Genomic DNA, 22,245 nt, shown 5'->3' with positions numbered 1-22,245 from the left:
CAAAGGCATGTTTGATCGAGCCGACCCTATATCGTCCCAGACTCATTGACACGAATTTGTAAACGTTTACACTGTCCAAGCGACATTGTCGGCACCGGTCGGCTCATGATCGAGAGGCATTTAGTGGAAAAACCTCAAGGGCGCGCCATGCACCATCACAATCAAACGCGCAATGTGTTCCTGCAGCTAGCGAAGTTTTGCACCGCTCTTCTCGCGCTTTTTATGTTTGCAGAGCTTAGCCCGACGGCGATGGCGATACTTGCCGACCAATGTGTTCAGTGCGGCATGATCGCCCAGGCGCAGTCCAAGGCGGCGGAGCATTATCTGTCGATCCTGCTGAACTAAATCCAAGCGCGCTTCGATCCGGTGACGTGCCCCGTCGAACGCGATTGCCCTTAGTAGACGCAAGACCGGTGGCACGCCTTGGCAAACGCACGAGCTGCGGTACGCACCAACCAAATTTGGCGCGGTAGCCTTTGAGACGTGTAAACGTTTACTAGAACAAACCTGGAGGCGTGAGTGCATCTCGATACGATCGGAAGTCATCCCTCGTCCTTTCAAGGCGGAATTCAGGGTCTGATCAATCAGGCTGAGATGATCGTCGACCTAGAGGCAGTGCGGGAAAATTACAGGCGACTGAGCGCCATGGCGGGCGGAGCCGATTGCGCTGCCGTCGTGAAGGGCGACGCCTACGGCCATGGCATGATCCCGAGCGCGCTGGCACTGAGGCAAGCAGGCGCCAGGACGTTTTTCGTGGCAACGGCCAATGACGGCGTGGCGCTCCGAGCTGCTCTTCAAGAAGCAGAGATTTGCGTGCTCGGCGGCTTCCTGCCCGAGGAAAGAGGGGCATTCGTCGGCGCCAACCTGGTACCCGTCCTCAACAGTCGCAATCAGATCGAGGAATGGGAAAAGGTTGCCGTCGGGGTGGAGCGTCCTCTTGCCTCGATTATCCATTTCGACACGGGAATGAACCGGCTCGGACTGCTGGCCGATGATGTCGCGTGGCTTCGCCAGAACTTGCCGCTGCTGTCGCGTATCCCGCCTATCCTCTACATGTCGCACCTTTCGGCAGCCGACGACCTCGATTTCGACAGGTGCGAATTCCAGCGCGGGGCTTTCCTGAGCGCGGTGAGCGGGCTTCCCATCGCGAAAATGTCGCTGGCCAATTCGGCTGGCACCTATCTGGGCGCGGACCACGCGTTCGACATGGTCCGGCCCGGCAAGGCGACATTCGGGATAAACCCGCTGACAGGGCGCCCAAATCCCATGTTGCAGCCAGCTCGCGTCGTCGCGCCGATCATTCAGGTCAAGACGATGAAGCGCGGTGCCCCTGTCGGCTACAGCTCGACCTACCGCCTGACCGAGCAAGCCAAGATCGCGACGGTCGCGATCGGATACGCGAACGGCTATTCCCGGGCCGGCTCAAGCCGCGCACCCGTGTCCGTTGCGGGTTTTGCCGCCCAGGTTGTCGGACGCGTTTCCATGGATCTGCTGACCGTCGACGTATCGGGGGTCCCCGACTGGGCGCTAGTACCAGGCAGTCCGGTCGAAATCCTCGGCCCCCATGTTCGTGATCACGATCTGGCGAAGGCTTGCGGAACGATCGAGCATGAAGTCTTGATTTCACTAGGCCATGGCTGTGCGCGGCGTTACGTCAACGAATAGCACGTGCCATGGCGTTGAGTGCTGAAGCACAGGCCCGCCCCCAGCCTACGCAAGGCACTCTGCCGCCAACGGGCATTGCTATGCAGCCGTTGGCGGCCCCGATAGGCGAGTCACGCAGGGAGGCGCGTTGCTTTGTTGAAATGCGTGATTTGTCATGGCCCCATCGTTGTCGCATGAGCCAGCCATCTATTGCAGCCTGCCCGAGCTCATCGGCATGCTGGAAACTATCTTCGTGCGCAACGGAACGTCCGACAGCGTCGCCCGAGTGCTGGCGGCGAACTGCGCGAGCGCCGAACGCGACGGCTCGCGAAGCCATGGCTTGTTCCGGATGGCGGGCTATGTGAGCAATCTGAAGAGCGGCTTCGTCGACGGCCGCGCCATTCCACAAATCCAAGACGCTGGAGCCGCCTTCCTTCGCGCCGACGCCGGCAATGGCTATGCCAGACCGGCGCTGGAGGCGGCCATGCCACAAGCCATCGACAAGACGCGGTCGGCCGGCGCCTGTGTGCTCGCCATCGGCAATGCCCATCATAACGGTCCGCTCTGGCTGGATGTCGAGCCATTCGCGGAGGCGGGACTGATCGCCCTCAGTGTCGTCAACAGCGTCACTTATGTCGTCCCTCATGGCGGTCACAAGCGGCTCTACGGAACCAATCCGATGGCCTTCGCCGTACCGCGCGCCGATGGACAGGTTCTCCTGTTCGACCAAGCGACGGCAGCGATGGCTCATGGCGAAGTGAAGGCTGCAGCGCGTGAAAACAAGGTCCTTCCCGAAGGGATAGGCCTCGACGCCTCGGGGCTGCCAACCAGCAGCCCGCAGGCCATACTTGACGGGCGCGCGCTGCTGCCTTTCGGCGGACACAAGGGTTCCTCCATCGCCATGATGATCGACATCCTTGGCGGTGCGCTGACTGGCAGCAACTTCTCCCATCAAGTCAATTCGTCGGCCTATCCGGGGGCGGACTCCGCTCATACCGGTCAAACGATTATCCTGATCGACCCGACGAAAGGAAATGGTAGCCTGGGAATGTTCACAGGGCGGATCGAGGAATTGGTCGAGGCGATAGCCGAAGCCGGGCAGACGCGCCTTCCAGGTGAACGCAGGCTCGCCGCCCGCAAATTGGCGGCCGAGCGCGGCATCGCCATCGAGGCCGAGACATGGAAGCAATTACGCGCCCTTTGACACACGCAAAGCGCGAATGCGTGATTGGATTGAGGCGTCAACGGTGGGCGGCGACTCTTCTCTTCAACGGGTTACCCAGACCAGAAGGTACATGGCCGCTGTCGCGACCGCCATCCAAAACCAGCCCCAGAAACGGGCTCGTCGTTCGGCAGCGTTATCCTCGTCCTTTCGCTCGATCTCGTTCTTGCTGTCCATTCAAGATGTCTCGGCAGGGGTTCAGATGTCGTTGAGCATCCGCAGCGCAGCCTCATGCAGGATGGCGTTTGCCGAGGCCAGAACGTTGCCGCCCCGCTCCGGGCGACCGCCGTCGAAGCGAGTGACGACACCACCGGCGGCCTCGATGAGCGGAATAAGCGCAACGACGTCATAGGCCGTCAGGGCGAGCTCGACGCAAAGGTCGATCTGACCGGCGGCGAGCATGGCGAACGCGTAGCATTCGCCGCCGTAGCGGGTGAATTTGACCGACGACGCCAGCCGGGCAAACCCTCGACCCGGACGGCGAGCGAACGGTTCTGGAGAATTCGTGTGGCATATCACATCGGAAAGACGTTGGGTGCCGCTCGTCCTCAAGACGGTCTCGCCATGGGCTGAATGACAGATCGATTTCGTGCCATCGGACCAGAAGCACTCCCCGGTATGGGGCTGGTTCATCATTCCCAATACGGAGCGGCCATCGACGGTGAAGCCTATCAGGGTTCCCCAGACCGGAAGCCCGCACAGGTAGGGTTTCATCCCGTTGATCGGGTCGATCACCCATTTGAGAGGCCCGGATCCCGACGGGCTGAACGCCTCGCCCAATATCGCGTGCATCGGATACTCGCCCGAAATGATGTCGCGGATGGCCCTTTCAGCATTGCGGTCGGCCTCCGTGACCGGATCGTGTTGCAGGCCGGGTTTGACCTCGGCTTCGACGGCCAACCTGTTGCGAAACGTCGGCATAATCTCCGCAGCAGCCGCATCCGCTAGTTTGCGGAAAAACTCAAAGGTGGGCAGCAGGTCCCCGTCCCGTTGGGAGGCAACACTGAGCTTGCGGAGTGAGGCTTGCCTGGCCATCAGAAGGCGCCCTGCTGGAAGGTCCTGTGGCCACCGCCTAGCCCGAACGCCATCTGGGTCGTCTTCGGGAAGCCGAAATGGAGCCCGCCGTCGAACTCGAGACGAAGCAGGCGCGCGCCGATCTCGTCAAGGGCGAGATCGGTGATAGGGCCGATGCCGGAAAACGGATTAGCGGTTCGCCGCGGTCTGCCGGACGCGGTCAAACGCTGGGCGCTCAGCCGTTCTTCCCTAAGCACTGCAACGGATGTCATTGACTTCCCTCAAAACCAACAGGGCGCCTGCAAGCCCATGGACGCACCGATCCGCGAAGGGCTGGTGGCCGGCCAAGAGGGGCCGGGCCACCGCGTGCCGTCAACGCAGCTGGATCCAGACGGCCTTGGTCTCAGTGTATTGGTCGTGCGCAGCAAGGCCCTTGTCCTTGCCGCCGAAGCCGGATTCCTTGTAGCCACCGAAGGGCACGGCGAAGTCACCTTCCGAATAGCAGTTCACGGAAACCGTACCGGCGCGGATCGACTTGGCGACGCGATGCGCCGTGTTGAGATCGTCGGTGTAGAGGGACGCAGCAAGGCCGTAGTTGGTGTCGTTCGCGATGCGAACAGCTTCGGCCTCGTCCTTGAACGAGATCACCGACAGGACAGGCCCGAAGATCTCTTCACGGGCAATCTTCATGGTGTTGGAGACGCCGTCAAAGATCGTCGGCTCAACGAAGCTACCACCTGTTTCGGCCAGCACGCGATTTCCGCCCAATGCTACTTTGGCGCCTTCACTGCGTCCGGTCTCGATGTAGGACAAGACCTTGGCGAGATGATCCTCCTCGATCATCGCGCCGATGCGCGTCGAGCGCTCGAGCGGATCGCCGACCGTCCAGGATTCGAACACCGGCTTCAGCTCATCAAGGAGACGGTCCTTGATGCTCTCGTGGACGATGAGGCGGGAGCCGGCAGAGCAGTTCTCGCCCTGGCAAAACAGAATGCCCGTCGCGACATTTTCGACGATCGGGGCGAAGTTCTTGACGTCGCTCATGACGATTGCCGGGCTCTTGCCGCCGCACTCGAGGATGATCCTCTTCATGTTGGAATCGGCGGAATATTTCAGGAAGAGCCGACCGACCTCGCCAGAGCCCGTGAAGCTCACGCAGTCGATATCCCGGTGCAGGCCGATAGCCTGGCCGGCAGTCGGCCCCAGACCCGGGACGACATTGAAGACGCCGTCCGGAATGCCTGCCTCGGATGCCAGCGCTGCCAGCCTGATCAGCGACAAAGACGTCTGTTCGGCCGGCTTCAGCACGAGGGAATTTCCTCCCGCCAGGGCGGGCGCCAACTTCCACATCGCGACGAACAGAGGGAAGTTCCAGGGAATGACGCCCCCGACGACGCCGATCGGCTCGCGCACGATCATCGACACGACGTCGCGCGGGGCCGGCGACATCTGATCGTAGATCTTGTCCGTCGCCTCCGCATGCCAGCGCAGCGTCTCGACGGAGTCTGGCAGGTCGACACTGAGGGAATCGTTGATCGGCTTGCCGCAATCGAGCGTTTCGATGAGCGCGAGTTCGGCGCTGTGCTTCTCGATCAGATCGGCAAAGCGCAGCAAGACTTTCTTGCGCTCCCGCGGCGGCATGCCCGACCAACTGCCGGCCTCGAAACTGCGGCGTGCGGCACTGACCGCAAGGTCGACGTCCGCAGCGCCGCCGGCGGCGACATTAGCAAGGAGCTTGCCGGTGGCAGGATTGACGGTTTCGAACGTCTCCCCCGATTTTGCCGCCACATAGGCGCCGTCGATAAAGGCCCGCGTTTCGAATTTCAGCCTTTCGGCTTGGGCGTGGAAGTCTGCGTGCACGTTCATCTTGAACTCCTGCAAATGACAATGATGGATATTGGTCAGGCTCCGGGCCAGGTATCGGAAAGTGTGTAGCCCCTCGGAAACGGATCGCTCGGGTCGAGCACGAACTGATGGAAGCCGGTGATCCAGGCCCGTCCGGTGATGGCGACAGACACGGCGTCGAGACCTCCGACCTTGGACGTCTCGAATATCTCGCCGACGAATTTCGTGCCTATGATCGACTCATGGATGAATTGTTCGCCGGCAGCGATTTCACCACGCGCGTGCAGCAACGCCAATCGCGCGCAGGTGCCGGTCCCGCATGGCGAGCGGTCCAGTCTGCCTGGTGAGACGATGACCCCATTCCTGGATGTCTTGATCCCGTCGACTACCGCGAGCGGACCGGCAAAAAGCGTCTGGTTGATTGTGTGTATCTCTGGATTCTCGGGGTGGACGGATGGTAGTTGCTCGGCCGCCGCTCGCTTGATTTTTTCGCCAACGTCCGAAAGATCGCGCGCTTCGGACGGCTCGATCTCGAAGCCGCAGTCCTGAGCATCGACAATCACGTAGATCATCCCCCCGTAGGAAACGTCGACGCGGAGCGAGCCTATGCCTTCGACCTCGATCATCCGGTCCCGGTGCATGACAAAAGACGGCTGATTCCTGAACTTGACGCTTTCGCACTTTCCGTCCCGGCACCGTGCTTCGACCTCAATAAGGCCGGCCGGCGCCTCGAGCGTCAGCCTGGTGACGGGCTCCTGCATCGGGATAATTCCTGTCTCCAGGAGAACGGTCACCGTGCATATCGTGTTCGTGCCCGACATCGGCGGATAGGAGGCCGGTTCGATGATGACATAACCCATCTGGGCGTCAGGGTGAGACGAGGGCAGCACAAGGTTGGTGCAGAGCGTGACCTTCCCGCGGGGCTCATGCAGGAGAAAGGCTCGAAGGTCGTCACCTTTGGTTTCCAGCCATCGTGCCTTCTCGAACATGGTCTTGCCGGGAACATCTATAACACCGCCCGTAATGACGTCGTTCGGCTCGCCCTCGGCGTGGGCGCCCACAACGTTGATCATCCGCGACAATCTCATTCCTCAATCCTTTCTGCCTGGGCCGGCCCCGAAGTCGTGCAGCCGATGCTGGACAAGGAAAAACGAATGTCCAGGACCAGTTGCAGCAGCCGGATCCCCGGGGCGACGAAGCCCCGGGAACGACCGGATCGCGTCAGGCAGCTGCCGCTGCAAGCGCCTTGTCAACCAGTTTAACCTCCTCAGTGGTCAAGGGGAGAACCGGCAGGCGGCACTCGCCGACAGGGCGACCCGTCTTGGTGCTTGCTGACTTGGCGACTGGATTGAAGGGGGCGGTCCAGAGCAGCAGTGACAGGGGACGCAGCTTGAGCCACAGCGCGGTCGCTTCGGCCAGGTTCTTGTTCTGAACCAGATCATAGAGCCGCACGAGTTGCTGCGGAACAGCGTTGCCGGAGCCGGTAAAAACACCCGGCGCGCCGCTCAGCAGGCTGTAGAAATTCAGATAGTCGCAGCCGTTGAACACCTTCGCACCCTGTGCCGACAGCTGGTCGATGCGCATCATATTGGACGTGCTGTCCTTGATGTACTTGATGGTGTCGATCTCGCTGAAGCGCTTGTAGACGTCAGGCGTGATGTCGAAGCCGGTGTACTGAGGAATATTATAGACCATGATCGGGGTGTTCACGGCGCTGGATATCTGTTCGTAGTGATAGCGAACACCTGGCTCGCCCGGCCCCTCGAAGAAGGGCGGGAGTATGAGCAAAGCGTCGGCGCCAGCGTCGCTCGCATGTTTCGAGTTTTCGATGGCGTCTTCGGTGCGCAAGGCAGATGTCTGGACGATCAGCTTGGCGCGGCCGTTGATGCGCTTGCCGGCAACCTCCGCGATACGCCGCTTCTCGCTTTCAGTCAGAAACGGGAACTCACCCGTCCCGCCATTGACCGCGATGATGTGAATGCCCGCATCGATCAGCGAATCGATGTTTGCGCCCAGAGCCCCCTCATCGAGTGCCGCACCCTTGTCCTTGAATGGCGTGCAAATCGGCACGCAGATTCCTTTTAGTTCGCTCACGTCCATGCTCCTTTTTCGAGATCGGATTTGTTCAAGATTTCAACGAAGACCGCGGTCAGAAACGACGGCCCCAGCTGGCGCTCCAAACATAAATTCGTCGATATACTGCCCTTTGGCTGCAGTTTTTCTGCAGCAATATTTCTTTCCACGAGTTTTGATTTATGTAATCGTTTTCATAGTAGAAATCAAGCACCTCGACATTGCACCTCTCACTGTCTTCAGGCGGTGTGGTACGGCTGTGGATCCGCAGGCAACGTGACGCGGCCTCGGATGGCGTCCGCGACCTTCTCCGCCATCATGATAACCGGCGCATTGAGATTGCCGCTGACGATCTCGGGCATGATGGAGGCATCGACAACTCTGAGACCCTCGATGCCGTGCACTTTTGCGTCCTTGTCGACGACGGCGTCGTCGCCCTCGCCCATTCGGCAGGTGCAGCACGGGTGGTAGTTCGTGCCGGCAACGCCGCGCAGCCAATTGGCGATGTCATCGTCGGTCGCGACGGAGGGCCCTGGCATTTCTTCAACGCCCCGGAATTCGTCCCAGGCCTGCTGGCGGACCACGTTGCGAATTGCCTTTACGGCCTGGACCGCCTGCACCATGTCGTCGGGATGCTGCAGATAGTTGAAAACGAATTTTGGGGCGGCAGCCGGATCCGCCGAATCCACCCAGACGCGCCCTTCGCTCTTGGGACGCATGAGGCTGAGGAAGTACTGAAAGCCGTTCTCGAGCTTGACGTTGCCGTGCTGGAATTCACCCAGCATCGGGACGAACTCAAACTGCACATTGGGTATGGCCTCTTCGTTGCGCGTCCGCATGAACGTGCCAACCTCGAAGAAATTGGTCGCGCCGAGCCCTTTCTTGAACAGCAGCCACTGGAGGCCAATCTTGGCCTTGCCCAAGGTGGACAAGTCCTTTGCTGCCGAGACGTCCTTGGTCGCGCGATACATGACCGGCGCCGCGACGTGATCCTTCAGTCCGCGGCCGACACCCGGCAGATGATGCTTCACAGCTATGCCGGCATTTTTGAGATCCTCGGCCGGCCCGATGCCGGAAAGAAGCAAGAGTTGCGGCGAGTTCAGGGCGCCGCCGCACAGAATCGTCTCACGCTCCGGCTCGAACTGCTGAGCGCCGGATTTCGTAGAAACCGCAACCCGCACGACGCGCTTGTTGCTTGTCTCTATGCCCGTGACCCTTGCACCAGTCAGCACGGTAAGATTTGGTTTGCGCGGCTGCGCATGGATATAGCCCTGCGAGGTGCTCCAACGGATGCCGTCATGGACGTTGCGCTGGGTGATGTGCACACCTTCCTGCTGGTACGCATTGTGATCGGCAACATGCTTCAGCCCGCTTTCAACTCCGGCGTTGAGGAAGGCGTGATAGAGGGGATTTTCCGCCTTGCAGGTTTCGATCTGCATTGGCCCTGCCCCGCCGCGATAGGCGTTCGCTCCCTTGTCGAATGTCTCGGCTTTCTTGAAGTAAGGCAGGCATTCGGCATACGACCACCCGCCAGCTCCGATGCTCGCCCAATTGTCATAGTCCCATGGATTGCCACGGACCCAATTCATGCCATTGATGGAGGACGAGCCGCCCAGCACGCGCCCCCTCGCCTCATGAACGATCCGTCCCTGCAGATGTGGTTCCGGCTCCGAATTGTAGAACCAGTTGAAGCGGTCGTTCATCAACGGAAAGCCGAGAGCCGCCGGCATGCGGATGTAGATATGCTGATCCGAAGGCCCTGCTTCCAAAAGAAGGACAGTCGTGGAAGGGTCTTCGGCGAGGCGAGAAGCGATTACCGAACCTGCCGAGCCGGAGCCGATGACGATGTAATCGAACGTCTTCTTGTCTACCACCTGAAGGTCACTCCTTACTGTTTAGTTCGCCAAGGTGTGGGGCAAGGCGTGCGGGCGCTGCCCTAGCTTGATAAAGGTCGACTTTACCTCGGTGAACTCGAGCAATCCGTCCAGGCCGTTTTCGCGACCGATCCCGCTCTCCTTGAACCCTCCGAACGGCATCTGAACGGCAGTCTCGAGAAAGGTGTTGACGTAAACCGTCCCGCTGCGGAGTTCACGGGAAACGCGAATTGCCTTGTCGATATCCTTCGTCCAGACACCATTGCCGAGGCCATAGTTCGTGTCGTTGGCAAGGGCAATCGCCTGGTCCACGCTGGTGAAACGGGTGACAGCCAGAACCGGCCCGAAAATCTCTTCACGGAAGATCGTCATATCGGGGGTGACATCGGAAAAGATCGTGGGGGCAACATAAAAGCCCCTGCCCAGGCCGTTTTCCGTTACCCGACTGCCGCCGAGCAAAAGTGTAGCGCCCTCATCTATGCCGCTCTGGATGTAGGATAGCACCTGTTCCATGTGCTTTTCATGGATCAGCGCTCCGACATCCGCCTTTTCATCCGTCGGCAGGCCGAGCCGGATCTTCTTCGAGCGCTCGACCAACTTATCCAGGAAGGTATCCGCGACTCTGTCCTCGACCAGCAGCCTGGTCCCTTGAACGCATTCCTCGCCTTGGTTGAGGACATAGCCAAGCAGGATGCCATCCAGCGCGGCGTCGATATCGGCATCGGCAAAGACGATATTTGCCGCCTTGCCGCCCAGTTCGAGGCCAACGCGCTTGACCTGTTCGGCAGCGCGCTGTGCGATCCTGATGCCGACCGCGGTCGAGCCAGTAAACGAGATCATGTCGACCTTTCGATGCCCGGTCAGCATTTCGCCGACGGTGCGGCCTGAACCGGTGACCACATTGATAACACCGTCTGGAATGCCCGCTTCTTTTGCCAGCCTGGCGATTTCCAGCGTCGACCCTGAGGTCAGCTCGGATGGCTTGATCACAACCGTGCAGCCGGCCGCGAGCGCGAAGGGCAGCTTCTGGAACAGCGTGACCAAGGGGAAGTTCCAAGGCGTTATCATTCCGATCACGCCGCGTGGCTCGCGGGTCACAAGGCCCAGATTTGCGTCCCCGATATTGGAGACCAGGTCACCCGGGATTTGCCAGGCGAGCGCTGCAGCATAGCGCGCAAGCTCGATCGACCACTCGACCTCGGCCTTGGCGAAGCGGATCGGCTTGCCAACCTCCTCGGCTTCAATCAGGGCAAGCCTGTCGATCTCACCGGTCAGCAGATCCACCCAGCGCCCGAGAGCCTTGGCCCTTTCGGCGCCGGGAATGGCTGACCACACGGATCGATTATCGAAGGCTTTTCGGGCACCTTCGATCGCGGCGTTGACAGCGCTCTCGTCGCTCTGCGCGAACCGCGCAAGCAGTTCGCCATGGGCCGGTGACTTGCGTTCCACCTTGCGATCGGACTTCGCCCAGGCGCCATCGATCCAGTTCTCGTATTCGCGCACGTTCATCAGTTCACATTCCTTGTCAGTTGCGCGCGACTAGCCGGCTCTTGCCGGGTGTTACGGCTATACCGACAACATCGCCGATCTTGGCTTCGGTGCGATCTGTCACGACGATGAACTTGTGACCACCGCAGTCGACGTAGACATTGGTTGTCTGGCCCAGGGGCTCCACGAAGTCGACATTTGCCGAGGCTGCGCCTTCAATACCGTCGCGGACGATCATGAGATGCTCGGGGCGGACGCCGACATAGAATTGTCCCTGGGCGTCGGCAAAGCTGCTTGCCCTGTCGGCGACGTCGCCCGCCAGACTGTCGGCAAAAGGCTGCACGGAAGCGGCGATTCCCTTCTTGCCATCAAAGTGCGCAGGAAACAGGTTCATGGGAGGCGACCCGATGAAGTCGGCAACGAATTCGGTCTTCGGCCTGTCATAGATTTCGAGCGGGGTTGCGACCTGCACCATGTCGCCGCGGCGCATGACCGCGATCCTGTCAGCCATCGACATGGCTTCGATCTGATCGTGGGTCACGTAGACGGTGGTGATGCCGAGGCTAGTCACGAGTTTCTTGATCTCGGTGCGCATTGTGGCTCGCAGCTTGGCATCGAGATTCGAGAGAGGCTCGTCCATCAGGAAGACACGCGGGTTGCGGACCAGAGCGCGCGCCAAGGACACGCGCTGCCTTTGCCCACCGGAGATCTGCCCTGGCTTGCGGTCCAGGTACTCGGCAATTCCCAGTTTCTCCGCGGTCGCCTGCACCTTCTTTTTGCGCTCGCCCTCGGCAATCTTTCGCACCTTCAGCGGGAACTCGATGTTTTGGAATACCGACAGGTGCGGATAAAGCCCGTAGTCCTGGAAAGCCATCGCGATGTCGCGATGGCGAGGTTCCTCGTAGGTAACGTCACGGCCATTGATCTTTATCTGGCCGTCGCTGGGGAGCTCCAGTCCGGCGATCATCCGCAAGGTCGTGGTCTTGCCGCAGCCGGAGGGGCCAAGCATGACGAAGAACTCGCCGTCCTTGATGTCGACCGAGACGCCGTTGACGGCGGTAAAGGCGCCAAAGCGCTTGTATACGGATTTGACTTCGATACCCATTATCTCTTCCTCATCCCTTCACGGCGCCGAGGGTCAAACCCCTGACCAGGTATTTTTGCATCAACAGCACGAGCACGACGACCGGCAACGACATCAGCACGCCCGCGGCCGATCCCAACCCCCACGATATGGCCTTGGCCTTGATCGAACTGGCCGCGATCACAGGCAAGGTGCGCGCCTCCGAAGAGGTCAGGATGCTGGCGAGCAGGAATTCGTTCCAGGCGAACATGAAGATGATGACCATGGTCGCCGCGAGGCCCGGCAAAAGCAGCGGCAAGGTTACGCGCCAGAAACACTCGAAGCGGCTGCAACCGTCGATCAGCGCGGCCTCTTCGATCGACTGCGGAATCTCCTGGATGAAGACGCGCATGACCCAGACCACGAACGGCAAGCCGTTCAGCGTATAGACGGCGATCAACAGCCACGGTGTGTCGAAGATGCCGAGTTGCTTGGCGATGATGAACAGCGGGATGACGCTCACCATGGGCGGCAGCATGCGGATCGACAGCACCTCGAAGGCGATGAAGTTCTTGTTCTTCACGTCAAACCGGGCCAGCCCGTAGGCAGCGAGCGTGCCTGCGATCATTGCAAACAGCGTGGCGAGGCATACGATGAAGGTGCTGTTGATCAAGGCATCCATCGCATTCAGCTCGGTGAAAAGCTTGCGAAAGCTCTCCAGTGTCGGCGAAAAGATCCATTTCGGCGGATAGGCCGATATGTCGACATCCGACTTGAGCGAAGACAGCGTCATCCAGACGATGGGAAAGGCGAAGAAAGCAGTCGCGATCAGGGCCAGCAGATAGTAGCCGATGCCGCCGAAGAGGGATCCACGTGGCGCAGTCGAACTCGACATCAGCGTGCCTCCTTTTCGTTCACCATGCGCATGAAGCCGGTGTACTTCACGAAGATCAGAACCACGGCCAGGATTATCAGCAGCGTGAGCCAGGACAGTGCCGCGCCATATCCGAGATTGAAGAAACGGAAATTGACGCGCGCCAGATAGATGCTGAGCAGATCGGTGGCGAAGTCAGGCCCGCCTCGGGTGATGATGTAGACGGTATCGTAGGTTCGGATGGCGTCGACGATCCGCAGCAGACTGGCGATGACGATTACCGGCTTCAGCATCGGAAGCGTGACCATGAAGAAGGTCTGAACGGGCGAGGCGCCGTCAATTGCCGCTGCCTCAAACGGGCTCTTCGGCAGCGCCGACAGGCCGGCAAAGATGATGAGGAACATGAACGGCGTCCACTGCCAGACGTCGACCAGCACCATGGAAGCCATGGCGCTGATTTTCTCACCGGCCCACGGCTGCGGCGGGATACCTGCGAGGCTGAGCAAGTAGTTGAGCACCCCGAGGTCGGGCATCATCATGATGCGCCATGTGATGCCGACCGCGATCGGCGTGATCAGCATCGGCACGATGATGATGGTCCTTAGAACGGTGAAACCCCTGAGCCTGAGGTTGAAGAGCAGGGCCAGCAGAATCGCCAAGGTGAGGGACAGTCCGACCGAGAGCACCGTGAACAGCAACGTCAGCAGGATTGAATGCAGGAACTGGGCGTCGGTGAGCGCATCCGCATAGTTGCCGAGACCGACAAATCCCTGAAACTTGTCAGGATCCGCCGGCCTGTAGCCAGTGATGCTCATGTAGAGGGAGTGGAGGAGCGGAAACAGGCCGACGACAGTCATGATGATCATGGTCGGCGCAAGCAGGACCATGCCCGTGTAGCGCTCCCCGGCGCGCTGAGCGCGGTCGCTTGCGATTGGCAAACTCTCTAAGCTGGCTGTCATGTTTCCTTGGTCTCCAGGGCGCACGCGGGCATCCGCCCGCGGCGCTTTCCTGTTCAACGAACGTCGGGATATCCCGACGCACCGGTGCTGCGACTTCAGCCCTTGACGAGCTTAGCCGCTCGATCAACGGCATCGACCATGGCTGTCTTGGGCGTCTTTCGCCCGGTCACGCCGGCGAGGACTTCCTCGTAGATTGCCCGCTGCACTTCCACCGCGTTGGTGAGGCGATACGGCGGGATAGCGATCGGCTGCGTGCCACGGGTCTTGAAGTCCTCGAAGACATGGAGCCCGGGGATCTTCTTGATCATCTCGGGATTTTCCAGATCCGGCTTGTAGCAAATCGAGGTTTCGCCAGCCTCCGAGAAATATTTGTAGCCACCATCGGCAAGCCAAGCCAGGAACTTGTAGCCTTCGGCCTGCTTCTTGCTCGCGGCGTTCAACACCACGGTCCAGCCGCCAATCATCGACTGCTGGAACTTCTCCGTGGGCGCCACGGCGTAGCCGAACTTGCCAGCATGCGGACCACTTTCAATTCCGGAGAGCGCGTCCGACCAGGATATGATCATGGCTGCCGTGCCTTGGCCGATCGCCGACTGGCCTTCAGGATAGTCGAACCCGGACACGCCCTGCGGGCAATACTGCAAGACCTCCTTCAGCCGCTCGATGGCATGCTCGCCCTGCCCTTCCGAATTGAAGACGGGTTCATTGGCATCGTTGAAGCAACCGTCATCCGTGGGCGCCAGCTTCGTCATGCCCATGACACGGGTCATCCAGTCGCCGGACATGTGGGCGTCCTGCCCTCCCAGACACAGAGTGTTTCCGGCCACATCCGAACTGTGCAGCTTCTTGGCGGCCGCGACATACTCATCCCAGGTGACAGGCACCTTGTCGATGCCGGCCTTTTCGAACAGGTCCCGGCGATAGATGAACACAGGAATTGTCATGGCAAGCGGCAGGCCGTAGTGCTTGCCCTGATAGATCGAGTACTGGAGCGAGCCTTCGGTGACGTTCCCGTAGTTGATGTCGGGAAGACCCGGGGTTGCGGCCTTGATGTCTTCCATCGTCGGCGCCCACTTGTTGCGCTGCGGCTGGCGAACCCAGAGGCTGTCGGTGGTGATGATGTCGAACGTCTCCGACCCCTGCGAGAGTTCGATCAGCATTTTTTCGTAGTGGGACTCATATGGGTTGGACTCCCCCGTGATCTTTGCGGCCGTATAGGCCTTCGCCACCTGGTCGGTCAGGGCACCGGCCCACACCGAGTTGCTGTTGAGGATGTTGAGTGTCACCTCCTCCGCATAGGCGGATGAAGCGCGATACGCTGCCATCGCCGCGGCGAGACCGGCGGAAGCCTTCAAAAAGCTGCGACGGGAAAAGGGCAGTCTGATCGGGGCGGTCACTTGTTGCTCCTCCTGTTTTCATGCAAGGCGAAACGAGTACGCCTTAGCGTTCCCAAATCGTGTAAACGTTTTCATTTTTACGACCCTGCTACCCCTTGTCAAGCGCCATTCTTGAAATATGTAAACGATTTCACCAAAAGCGCTTTAAGACTTGTCAAGGCGGGCGAAGTCGAAGACAAAGGCTGAAGGTCGATGAAACCAACGATCACGGTGGCGGCGTATGCCCGGTAAAAAGACGAAACAGCCAAGGCTCAAGAAACGAGCTGGTGTGTTCGATGTTGCCCGGGAGGCAGGCGTATCCGTCGCGACAGTGTCGAGAGCCTTCAACCTGCCCGATGTAGTCAGCGAGGATGTGCGCCGGCGTGTGCTGGCGACCGCGCAACGCCTCGGCTACGCCGCCAATCCGGCCGCCAAGGCGCTTCGTTCGCGCAAGACACACATTGTCGGCGCTGCCATTCCCACGCTCGACTACGCCATCTTTGCAAAGATGATCAATCACTTCCAGGATACGTTCGCCCAGCATGGCTACATCACGATTGTCGCCACGACAGGTTTCGAGCACGCCAACGTGTTCGAGAAGGTCAAGACGCTGGTCGATCGCGGCGCCGAAGCGCTGCTGCTGGTTGGCGCGATAGAGGATCCGGCATTGGTGCGCTACCTGAAGGAGCCGCATATTCCGGTCGTCACGACCTACTCCTATATTCCAGAGGAGATCGTGCCCTGCATCGGCTTCGACAACTACGCCGCTACCCAGAGCGCGATGGAATATCTCGCGGATCTTGGTCATAGAAATTTTGCCATGATCGCCGGCAGTCCTAAGGGGAGCGATCGTCAGCGCACCCGAATTGCCGCCTACAGGGATTTCATCGCGGCGAGGCAACTGGAGGGTGAGGAGAACATTATTATTCGCGACTTTACCATTCGCGACGGCGCCGAAGCGATGCGCGCCCTGCTGGATAAATATCCCGACACAACCGCATTGGTTTGCAATACCGACGTGGTTGCCTTCGGTGCTCTCAGCGAAAGCCGCCGGCTTGGGATTCGCATTCCCCAGGATATCTCCGTCGTGGGGTTCGACGACGCAGAGTATGCTGCACAGTTGGACCCGCCGCTGACGACGATTGCCGTACCTGCCGAAGAGATGGGGCGCCTGAGCGCCGATATGCTTCACATGTCGCTCTCGACAGGGGAGTCTCCTCGCTTTGTGCGGCTGGACTCTCATCTAATCGTGAGAAAATCCGCCTGCCCACCACGAGGCCTGAAGCAACTGCGCCTCGCCAGCGCCGTGTAGACCATCGGCGCTGCTGCCCCGGAAACAGTGTGATCAAGAGGTAAGGCGTTGCCCCATAAGACACTTCTTCCGGCCCGCCCTGCGGCAATAATTTTCGATTTCGACGGCGTCATCTTGGATTCGGCCGAGATCAAGGCTCAGGCTTTTGCAGAAATCTATTCCGGGCACGGCGAAGAATGGGCTGCTTTCATCCTGGATTATCAGCGCATGCATGGAGGCGTATCGCGCCGGGAAAAGTTCAAACATTTTGACAAAACGATACTCGGCCAGGAGCCGACCGAGGAGAGGCTTTCTTTCCTATCCCAAAGGTTCACGGATATCGTCTTCAAGAAGGTACTTTCCGCACCTTTCATTCCGGGAGCCAAATCGCTGCTGGATGCGGCTCGCGATCACTCTCGGCTTTTTGTCGTCTCGGGTACGCCACAGGAAGAACTTGTCGAGATCGTCCGACAACGCGCCCTGGATTCCTATTTCGAAATCGTCATCGGCGCGCCTACCAAAAAGCATGAGGCTTTTACCCGGATCCTTGCCTTGGGCCTGGCCCGGGAAACGGTGGTGGCTGTCGGCGATTCCATCACCGAATGTTCGGCTGCGATAGAACTGGGAATACCGTTCCTGGGAATCCGCAACGGCCCATCGCCAACGAATTTCCCGGAAGAAGTCCTGCCCCTTCCCGACCTGACTGATGCTACCCGACTGCTTGGATTTTGAGTCCACGCATCGCGGATTTGCCGGAAGCGTCCTCGGCCCCCAGCTTTCAATCGCTATATCTTACAGCCTGCAAAGTGGGCGCGACCCGGGTTCTAGAACCGCGCCGTGAGCATCCAGACGCCTATTAATTACATCCCTGCCGGCTTACGACGTTGTTGAGCCCCGCGGAGCCAACCCGGGAATGAGTTTGCCGGGATTCATGATGCCGTTCGGGTCAAAAAGACTCTTGATAGCGCGCATGACGTCCAGGGCAGGCCCGTGTTCGGCTTCCATATATCTGAGTTTGCCCAATCCGATGCCATGTTCCCCGGAGCAGGTTCCTTCCATTGTCAAGGCACGATAGGCCAAGCGGGAACTGATGGCGCTCGCGATCTCGTATTCTTCATGGCTATCCGGATCGATGACCAGACCAAGGTGGAAGTTCCCGTCGCCCGCATGTCCGTTCAGACACACAAAGAACGGGGCCTTTTCGATGTCGGCCTTCGTTTCCACGACACATTCCGTCAGTCGGGAGATCGGCACGCAAGCATCCGTGGGCATCACCTTCGCGCCGGGACGGCTGGCCAACAACGCATTGTGCATGCGATGGCGCGCGCGCCACAGGGCCTCCCGGCTCTCCTGATCTTTTGCCCAGCGAAACTCGCCTCCCCCCATTTCGGCGGATATCGCCCCGACGGTAGCTATCTGTTCGGCAACAGCTTGGGGCGCGCCGGCGAATTCGAAAAACAAGGTAGGCCGTATTTCATAATCGAGCTTGAAGTAATCGACGCATGTCCGCATGGCGGGCTCGTCCATCAACTCCGCTCGCGCAATCGGCAGGCCCAGCTGAATTATTTGAGTGACAGTGTCGACCGCGGCCTTCAATGATGGATAGCCGCACACGGCTGCAACCGTCTCCTCTGGAACGCCATGCACGCGGATGGTTAGTTGTGTGATGATGCCGAGAGTGCCTTCCGAGCCGATGAAAAGCTTGGTCAGGTCGTAGCCTGTCGACGATTTTCGAGCCCGGCTCCCTGTCTTGATGACCCGGCCATCGGGCAATACCACTCGCAAGGACAGTACGTTCTCGCGGATCGTACCGTAGCGCACGGCATTGGTGCCGGACGCACGCGTAGCTGCCATCCCGCCGATCGTTGCCTCCGCGCCGGGATCGATGGGGAAAAACAGCCCCAGATCCTTCAGATGCCTATCAAGCGCCTGTCGCGTAACGCCAGGTTCGATGACCACGTCCAGATCGTCGGGATGCACAGCAAGTATTCGATTCATGCGGCTGACATCTAGGCTTACTCCGCCGTGGACGGCGCTCAAATGGCCTTCCAACGAAGTTCCGGCTCCGAAGGGAATGACCGCTACGCCATGGGCATTGGCGTTCTTGAGGATCGCCGCGACCTCCGCCTCGCTCTCGGCAAAGCAGACGGCGTCTGGTGCTTCAACCGCGTGGAACCCCTCTCCGCCGCAGTGCTGCTGCCTGAGCGCCGTGTTGGTGGTGAAGCGGTCGCCAAGCAGCTTTGCGATCTCTTGGACAAAGGCAGTCGGCAGCGGATGCTTCGACACTGATATTGGAAATCCCATCGACTGAGTATACCTGTGCTGGCTCATTTGACCGGGTGGAGATCGCAGGCTGGCTGTTGGCGGCGCGATTATCCTTTTACCGCGCCGGCCGTCAGGCCCCGGACGAAGTACCTTCCAGACAGGACATAGACGATCAGCGTCGGAAGCGCGGCTATCAGTGCCGCCGCCATGTCCACGTTATACTGCTTGCGCCCAAGGGTTACGTTCACGACGTTGTTCAATGCAACAGTGATCGGTGAACTTCCACCAGCGGAAAACGATACGCCAAACAGGAAATCGTTCCATATCGACGTGAACTGCCAGATGCAGCACACAACGGCGATAGGAATGGCCGTAGGCAGGGCAATGCTGAAGAATATCCTGAAGAAGCCAGCGCCGTCGACCAAAGCCGCCTTGGTCAACTCATCAGGGAACGAGACAAAGTAGTTCCTGAAAAACATTGTCGTGAATGCGATACCATAGACCGTGTGAACCAGTATGAGGCCCGCGGTGGACCCCGACAAATGCAACATGCCGAGCACTCGTGCAATAGGCAGGAGGACCGCTTGCAGCGGAAGGAAGCACCCAAACAACATGAAGGCGAAGAAAAGGTCTGACCCGCGGAATTTCCACTTGGCCAGCGTGTAGCCATTGATGGCGCCGATGGCCGTGGACACGAAAACCGCCGGGACAGTAATGATCAGCGAGTTCAGAAAGAAGGGCGAAAGGCCGACACAGTTGGTGCCGATACAAGCCGTGCTCCAGGCTTTCGACCACGCTTCGAACGTGAATTGCTTTGGGAGGCCGATAAGCGAGCCGGAATAGATTTCATCCAGTGGCTTGAACGACGTAATCAACATGACCCAGAGCGGCACCAGGTAGAGCGTAGCCAGGAAAGCCAGGCAGCCATAGACAAACAGCCTGCCGCCGTAGCGCTCGAATTTGCGCATCTTAATGATCATTGGCTGGCTTCCGAAGTTCGGTGTAAAGATACGGAACGATAATCGCCACCACCGCGGCCAGCATCATCATCGCGCTCGCCGCGCCGACTGCCATCTGGTTTCTTTCGAACGTCGCGGAAAACATGAACATCGACGGCATCTCGGTTGCCCCGCCCGGCCCGCCATTCGTCAGGGCGAATGTGAGGTCGAACGTCTTGATGGCGATCTGGCCAAGCAGGACGACGACGCTGAGAAACGCCGGTCGAAGCATCGGCACGACGACGCTGACATAGATGCGGACCTGAGAAGCGCCCTCCATCTGAGCGGCTTTTATGATCGAATTGTCGATCCCCCTCAGGCCGGCGAGAAAAATGGCCATCGCGAAGCCGGACGACTGCCATACCGCGGCAATGACGACGGTGTAGAGGGCGTAGTTGGGATTCACCAGCCAATCGAATGTGAAGGAGGTCCAGCCCCAGCTCCGAACCACATTCTGGATGCCGAGACCGGGGTTCAAGACCCATTTCCAGGCGACGCCGGAAACGATGAATGACAGCGCCATCGGATAGAGGAAGACGGTTCTGAGAAAGCCTTCCGCCCGAATCCGCTGATCGAGGAGAATGGCGATGAAAAGGCCAAAGAAAGTCGCGATCGACAGGTAGAGTGCCGAGAAGATAAACAAGTTCTTGACGGCTATGTACCACCGCGGGGTCGACCAAAGACGGATGAACTGCTCCAGACCCACAAAATCGTATATCGGCATCACCCTGGATGAACTAAGCGAAATACTTGCAGTCCACGCGATGAATCCGTACGTAATTACGAGTATAATCAATCCGCTCGGAGCCAGAACGATTTTTGGCAACTGGGCGGCGAAGTATCGCTTGATATCCGTCCTTCGAACCATGTCATTCCTCGAATTGCCCGGCCAATTCAGGTTCAAGCAGAACGCCAGCCGGAAGGCCATCGGCGGCCTTCCGGTCGTTGTCAATCACGCCTAACGAGCGTTATCGATTTCGTCCGCGAGAAGCGTCACCGCATCTTGCGCGCTCATGTCCGACACGAAGAACTTCCCTGCAACTTCCTTGAAAATCGCAGCGAATTGAGGTTCGGCGGCATAGCCGCCAGACAGGGTGCCGAGGAACGATCTGTTGTCGATCGCCGTCTTGAGGTCCGCTGCGGCCTGCTTGGCGCATTCGTCAAACTTCGACATGTCGACACCGAGCCGAGGCGGGATCGACCCCTTGATCAAGTTGAACTTTATCTGCACTTCCGGATCGAGGATCACCTTGACCAGTTCGTCCTGCGCGGCCCGAAGGTTCGGATCGGTGGTCTCGAACATGCTGAACGAGTCCATCGCCCAAAGGAAATTCGGCGTTGACGTGGGGGTCGGGAAACACAGGAAGTCCACGCCGGGCTTCAGGTTCTTTGCGAGAAACTCGCCCTTCGCCCAATCTCCCATGATCTGCATGCCGGCTTTACCGCTCGCCACCATTTCACTCGCAACAGCCCAGTCACGGCCGACAAAATTGTCGTCGACGAGACCCCTTACCTGGCGCAGCTTTTCGAAAACCTTGACCATTTCCGGGCTGCGAATGGCCTTGTCGTCAACCTTGAGCGCGACCCGCGTGTAAAACTCGGGTCCATTCAAATCGATGATAAGGCTGTCGAAGATTTTGGCGACCTGCCATGCCTCGTCGCTGGCTGCCAGAGGGATGATACCCGCCTTGCGCAACTTTTCGCCCGACGCGATGAGCTCGTCCCAGGTTTTCGGAATGCCTATACCCGCGGCGTCGAACGCCTTCTTGTTTGCCCAGATCCAGTTGGAACGATGCAGATTGATCGGCACCTCGACCCACTTGCCGTCGGGCGCCGCAAGACGCTTATAGTCGGGCGGGATCAAGTCAGCGCCGCCATTCGCGGTTTCCAAATCGGTCAGGTCCCGCAGAACGCCTTCCTTGGCCCAGGTCGAGGCGTCGTAGCCCAGCATCTGCATCGCGCCCGGTGGGTTGCCGGCGACGATTCGTGCGCGGAGCGATTGCTCCGCATTGACACCATTTGCTCCACCTATAGCGGCGTCCTTCCAGATGACACCGCGCTTTTCCAGCTCCTGCTTGATCGTATTGACCGCGGCCACTTCGCTGTCGGACACCCAATGGTGAATGACCTCAATGGACTTTTCTTCCGCTTGGGCCGTGGCAGACATCATGCCGCATATGGCGGCGGCCAGTAACAGAGTCCGACTACGCATTTCCTCTCCCCAACTATCTCCGAATTGCGATGAGTACAGAGCGCTTG

Annotated in this window: 21 protein-coding genes; 5 read left to right on the top strand and 16 right to left on the bottom strand. The window is 59.4% G+C overall.

What is annotated here, in order from left to right:
• The first annotated feature begins 105 nt into the window (after positions 1–105).
• The 3 genes from EN845_RS07710 to EN845_RS07700 all read left to right on the top strand — a co-directional run bounded on the left by EN845_RS07710 (position 106) and on the right by EN845_RS07700 (position 2,848).
• Positions 106–345, top strand: coding sequence for a hypothetical protein (locus EN845_RS07710; protein WP_127870983.1), 240 nt, complete (start codon positions 106–108; stop codon positions 343–345).
• Positions 346–519: 174 nt separating this feature from the next.
• Positions 520–1,665 carry an alanine racemase gene (gene alr, locus EN845_RS07705; RefSeq protein WP_127870982.1) on the top strand — a complete coding sequence of 382 codons (1,146 nt, stop codon included), beginning with the start codon at positions 520–522 and terminating at the stop codon, positions 1,663–1,665.
• A gap of 154 nt (positions 1,666–1,819) precedes the next feature.
• The gene (locus tag EN845_RS07700) at positions 1,820–2,848 is read left to right on the top strand and encodes an Ldh family oxidoreductase (protein WP_127870981.1); all 1,029 of its coding nucleotides are present in this window, start codon (positions 1,820–1,822) and stop codon (positions 2,846–2,848) included.
• 63 nt (positions 2,849–2,911) lie between these two features.
• On the opposite strand, the gene EN845_RS36625 is transcribed toward EN845_RS07700, so the two are convergent.
• The 12 genes from EN845_RS36625 to EN845_RS07645 form a co-directional block, all read right to left on the bottom strand.
• Positions 2,912–3,043 carry a hypothetical protein gene (locus EN845_RS36625; RefSeq protein WP_281015743.1) on the bottom strand — a complete coding sequence of 44 codons (132 nt, stop codon included), beginning with the start codon at positions 3,041–3,043 and terminating at the stop codon, positions 2,912–2,914.
• A 21-nt stretch (positions 3,044–3,064) separates the two neighbouring features.
• A complete protein-coding gene (locus tag EN845_RS07695; protein ID WP_127870980.1) occupies positions 3,065–3,901 on the bottom strand; it encodes an inositol monophosphatase family protein in 837 nt (278 codons plus the stop codon).
• Positions 3,901–4,152: a hypothetical protein gene (locus EN845_RS07690; protein ID WP_127870979.1), complete on the bottom strand. Its 252-nt coding sequence runs from the start codon at positions 4,150–4,152 to the stop codon at positions 3,901–3,903. The genes EN845_RS07695 and EN845_RS07690 overlap by 1 nt, the downstream gene beginning before the upstream one ends.
• A gap of 100 nt (positions 4,153–4,252) precedes the next feature.
• Positions 4,253–5,746, bottom strand: a complete 1,494-nt coding sequence (locus tag EN845_RS07685) for an aldehyde dehydrogenase (RefSeq protein WP_127870978.1) — start codon at positions 5,744–5,746, stop codon at positions 4,253–4,255.
• Between the two features lie 35 nt (positions 5,747–5,781).
• Positions 5,782–6,813 carry a proline racemase family protein gene (locus tag EN845_RS07680; RefSeq protein ID WP_127870977.1) on the bottom strand — a complete coding sequence of 344 codons (1,032 nt, stop codon included), beginning with the start codon at positions 6,811–6,813 and terminating at the stop codon, positions 5,782–5,784.
• A 133-nt stretch (positions 6,814–6,946) separates the two neighbouring features.
• Positions 6,947–7,819: a dihydrodipicolinate synthase family protein gene (locus EN845_RS07675; protein WP_167531283.1), complete on the bottom strand. Its 873-nt coding sequence runs from the start codon at positions 7,817–7,819 to the stop codon at positions 6,947–6,949.
• 218 nt (positions 7,820–8,037) lie between these two features.
• Positions 8,038–9,672 carry a choline dehydrogenase gene (locus EN845_RS07670; RefSeq protein ID WP_127870975.1) on the bottom strand — a complete coding sequence of 545 codons (1,635 nt, stop codon included), beginning with the start codon at positions 9,670–9,672 and terminating at the stop codon, positions 8,038–8,040.
• Positions 9,673–9,693: 21 nt separating this feature from the next.
• A complete protein-coding gene (locus EN845_RS07665; protein ID WP_127870974.1) occupies positions 9,694–11,181 on the bottom strand; it encodes an aldehyde dehydrogenase family protein in 1,488 nt (495 codons plus the stop codon).
• A 16-nt stretch (positions 11,182–11,197) separates the two neighbouring features.
• Positions 11,198–12,265: an ABC transporter ATP-binding protein gene (locus tag EN845_RS07660; protein ID WP_127870973.1), complete on the bottom strand. Its 1,068-nt coding sequence runs from the start codon at positions 12,263–12,265 to the stop codon at positions 11,198–11,200.
• Between the two features lie 10 nt (positions 12,266–12,275).
• Positions 12,276–13,118 (bottom strand): carbohydrate ABC transporter permease, encoded by an 843-nt coding sequence (locus tag EN845_RS07655; protein ID WP_127870972.1) that lies wholly within the window; start codon positions 13,116–13,118, stop codon positions 12,276–12,278.
• Positions 13,118–14,056, bottom strand: coding sequence for a sugar ABC transporter permease (locus EN845_RS07650; RefSeq protein ID WP_127870971.1), 939 nt, complete (start codon positions 14,054–14,056; stop codon positions 13,118–13,120). Before EN845_RS07650 ends, EN845_RS07655 begins: the two co-directional genes overlap by 1 nt.
• Positions 14,057–14,151: 95 nt before the next feature.
• Positions 14,152–15,453: an extracellular solute-binding protein gene (locus EN845_RS07645; protein WP_127870970.1), complete on the bottom strand. Its 1,302-nt coding sequence runs from the start codon at positions 15,451–15,453 to the stop codon at positions 14,152–14,154.
• A 220-nt stretch (positions 15,454–15,673) separates the two neighbouring features.
• Between EN845_RS07645 and EN845_RS07640 the strand changes: the two genes are divergently transcribed.
• Entirely contained in the window at positions 15,674–16,744 is a 1,071-nt protein-coding gene (locus EN845_RS07640) for a LacI family DNA-binding transcriptional regulator (protein ID WP_127870969.1), read from the top strand.
• A gap of 48 nt (positions 16,745–16,792) precedes the next feature.
• Entirely contained in the window at positions 16,793–17,455 is a 663-nt protein-coding gene (locus EN845_RS07635) for an HAD hydrolase-like protein (RefSeq protein WP_127870968.1), read from the top strand.
• A gap of 144 nt (positions 17,456–17,599) precedes the next feature.
• On the opposite strand, the gene EN845_RS07630 is transcribed toward EN845_RS07635, so the two are convergent.
• The 4 genes from EN845_RS07630 to EN845_RS07615 all read right to left on the bottom strand — a co-directional run bounded on the left by EN845_RS07630 (position 17,600) and on the right by EN845_RS07615 (position 22,198).
• Positions 17,600–19,009, bottom strand: coding sequence for an FAD-linked oxidase C-terminal domain-containing protein (locus tag EN845_RS07630; RefSeq protein ID WP_245511670.1), 1,410 nt, complete (start codon positions 19,007–19,009; stop codon positions 17,600–17,602).
• Positions 19,010–19,095: 86 nt separating this feature from the next.
• Entirely contained in the window at positions 19,096–19,968 is an 873-nt protein-coding gene (locus tag EN845_RS07625) for a carbohydrate ABC transporter permease (protein WP_127870966.1), read from the bottom strand.
• Complete coding sequence (locus EN845_RS07620; protein WP_127871042.1) at positions 19,958–20,854, bottom strand: sugar ABC transporter permease; 897 nt, start codon at positions 20,852–20,854, stop codon at positions 19,958–19,960. The genes EN845_RS07625 and EN845_RS07620 overlap by 11 nt, the downstream gene beginning before the upstream one ends.
• Positions 20,855–20,944: 90 nt before the next feature.
• On the bottom strand, positions 20,945–22,198 hold the full coding sequence (locus tag EN845_RS07615; RefSeq protein WP_127870965.1) for an ABC transporter substrate-binding protein: 1,254 nt from the start codon (positions 22,196–22,198) through the stop codon (positions 20,945–20,947).
• Between the last annotated feature and the right edge of the window lie 47 nt (positions 22,199–22,245).

The sequence above is a fragment of the Mesorhizobium sp. M8A.F.Ca.ET.202.01.1.1 genome (assembly GCF_004791595.1).
Lineage (GTDB): Bacteria > Pseudomonadota > Alphaproteobacteria > Rhizobiales > Rhizobiaceae > Mesorhizobium.
Note: the sequence above shows the minus strand (reverse complement) of the source record. Positions and strands in the feature narration are given on the sequence as shown.

Excerpts from the sequence above, each read along its gene's own strand:
- EN845_RS07710 (WP_127870983.1), top strand. The coding sequence starts at position 106 with ATGATCGAGAGGCATTTAGTGGAAAAACCTCAAGGGCGCGCCATGCAC.
- EN845_RS07700 (WP_127870981.1), top strand. The coding sequence starts at position 1,820 with ATGGCCCCATCGTTGTCGCATGAGCCAGCCATCTATTGCAGCCTGCCC.
- EN845_RS36625 (WP_281015743.1), bottom strand. The coding sequence starts at position 3,043 with ATGGACAGCAAGAACGAGATCGAGCGAAAGGACGAGGATAACGCTGCC.
- EN845_RS07695 (WP_127870980.1), bottom strand. The coding sequence starts at position 3,901 with ATGGCCAGGCAAGCCTCACTCCGCAAGCTCAGTGTTGCCTCCCAACGG.
- EN845_RS07690 (WP_127870979.1), bottom strand. The coding sequence starts at position 4,152 with ATGACATCCGTTGCAGTGCTTAGGGAAGAACGGCTGAGCGCCCAGCGT.
- EN845_RS07685 (WP_127870978.1), bottom strand. The coding sequence starts at position 5,746 with ATGAACGTGCACGCAGACTTCCACGCCCAAGCCGAAAGGCTGAAATTC.
- EN845_RS07680 (WP_127870977.1), bottom strand. The coding sequence starts at position 6,813 with ATGAGATTGTCGCGGATGATCAACGTTGTGGGCGCCCACGCCGAGGGC.
- EN845_RS07665 (WP_127870974.1), bottom strand. The coding sequence starts at position 11,181 with ATGAACGTGCGCGAATACGAGAACTGGATCGATGGCGCCTGGGCGAAG.
- EN845_RS07660 (WP_127870973.1), bottom strand. The coding sequence starts at position 12,265 with ATGGGTATCGAAGTCAAATCCGTATACAAGCGCTTTGGCGCCTTTACC.
- EN845_RS07655 (WP_127870972.1), bottom strand. The coding sequence starts at position 13,118 with ATGTCGAGTTCGACTGCGCCACGTGGATCCCTCTTCGGCGGCATCGGC.
- EN845_RS07650 (WP_127870971.1), bottom strand. The coding sequence starts at position 14,056 with ATGACAGCCAGCTTAGAGAGTTTGCCAATCGCAAGCGACCGCGCTCAG.
- EN845_RS07640 (WP_127870969.1), top strand. The coding sequence starts at position 15,674 with ATGCCCGGTAAAAAGACGAAACAGCCAAGGCTCAAGAAACGAGCTGGT.
- EN845_RS07625 (WP_127870966.1), bottom strand. The coding sequence starts at position 19,968 with ATGATCATTAAGATGCGCAAATTCGAGCGCTACGGCGGCAGGCTGTTT.
- EN845_RS07620 (WP_127871042.1), bottom strand. The coding sequence starts at position 20,854 with ATGGTTCGAAGGACGGATATCAAGCGATACTTCGCCGCCCAGTTGCCA.
- EN845_RS07615 (WP_127870965.1), bottom strand. The coding sequence starts at position 22,198 with ATGCGTAGTCGGACTCTGTTACTGGCCGCCGCCATATGCGGCATGATG.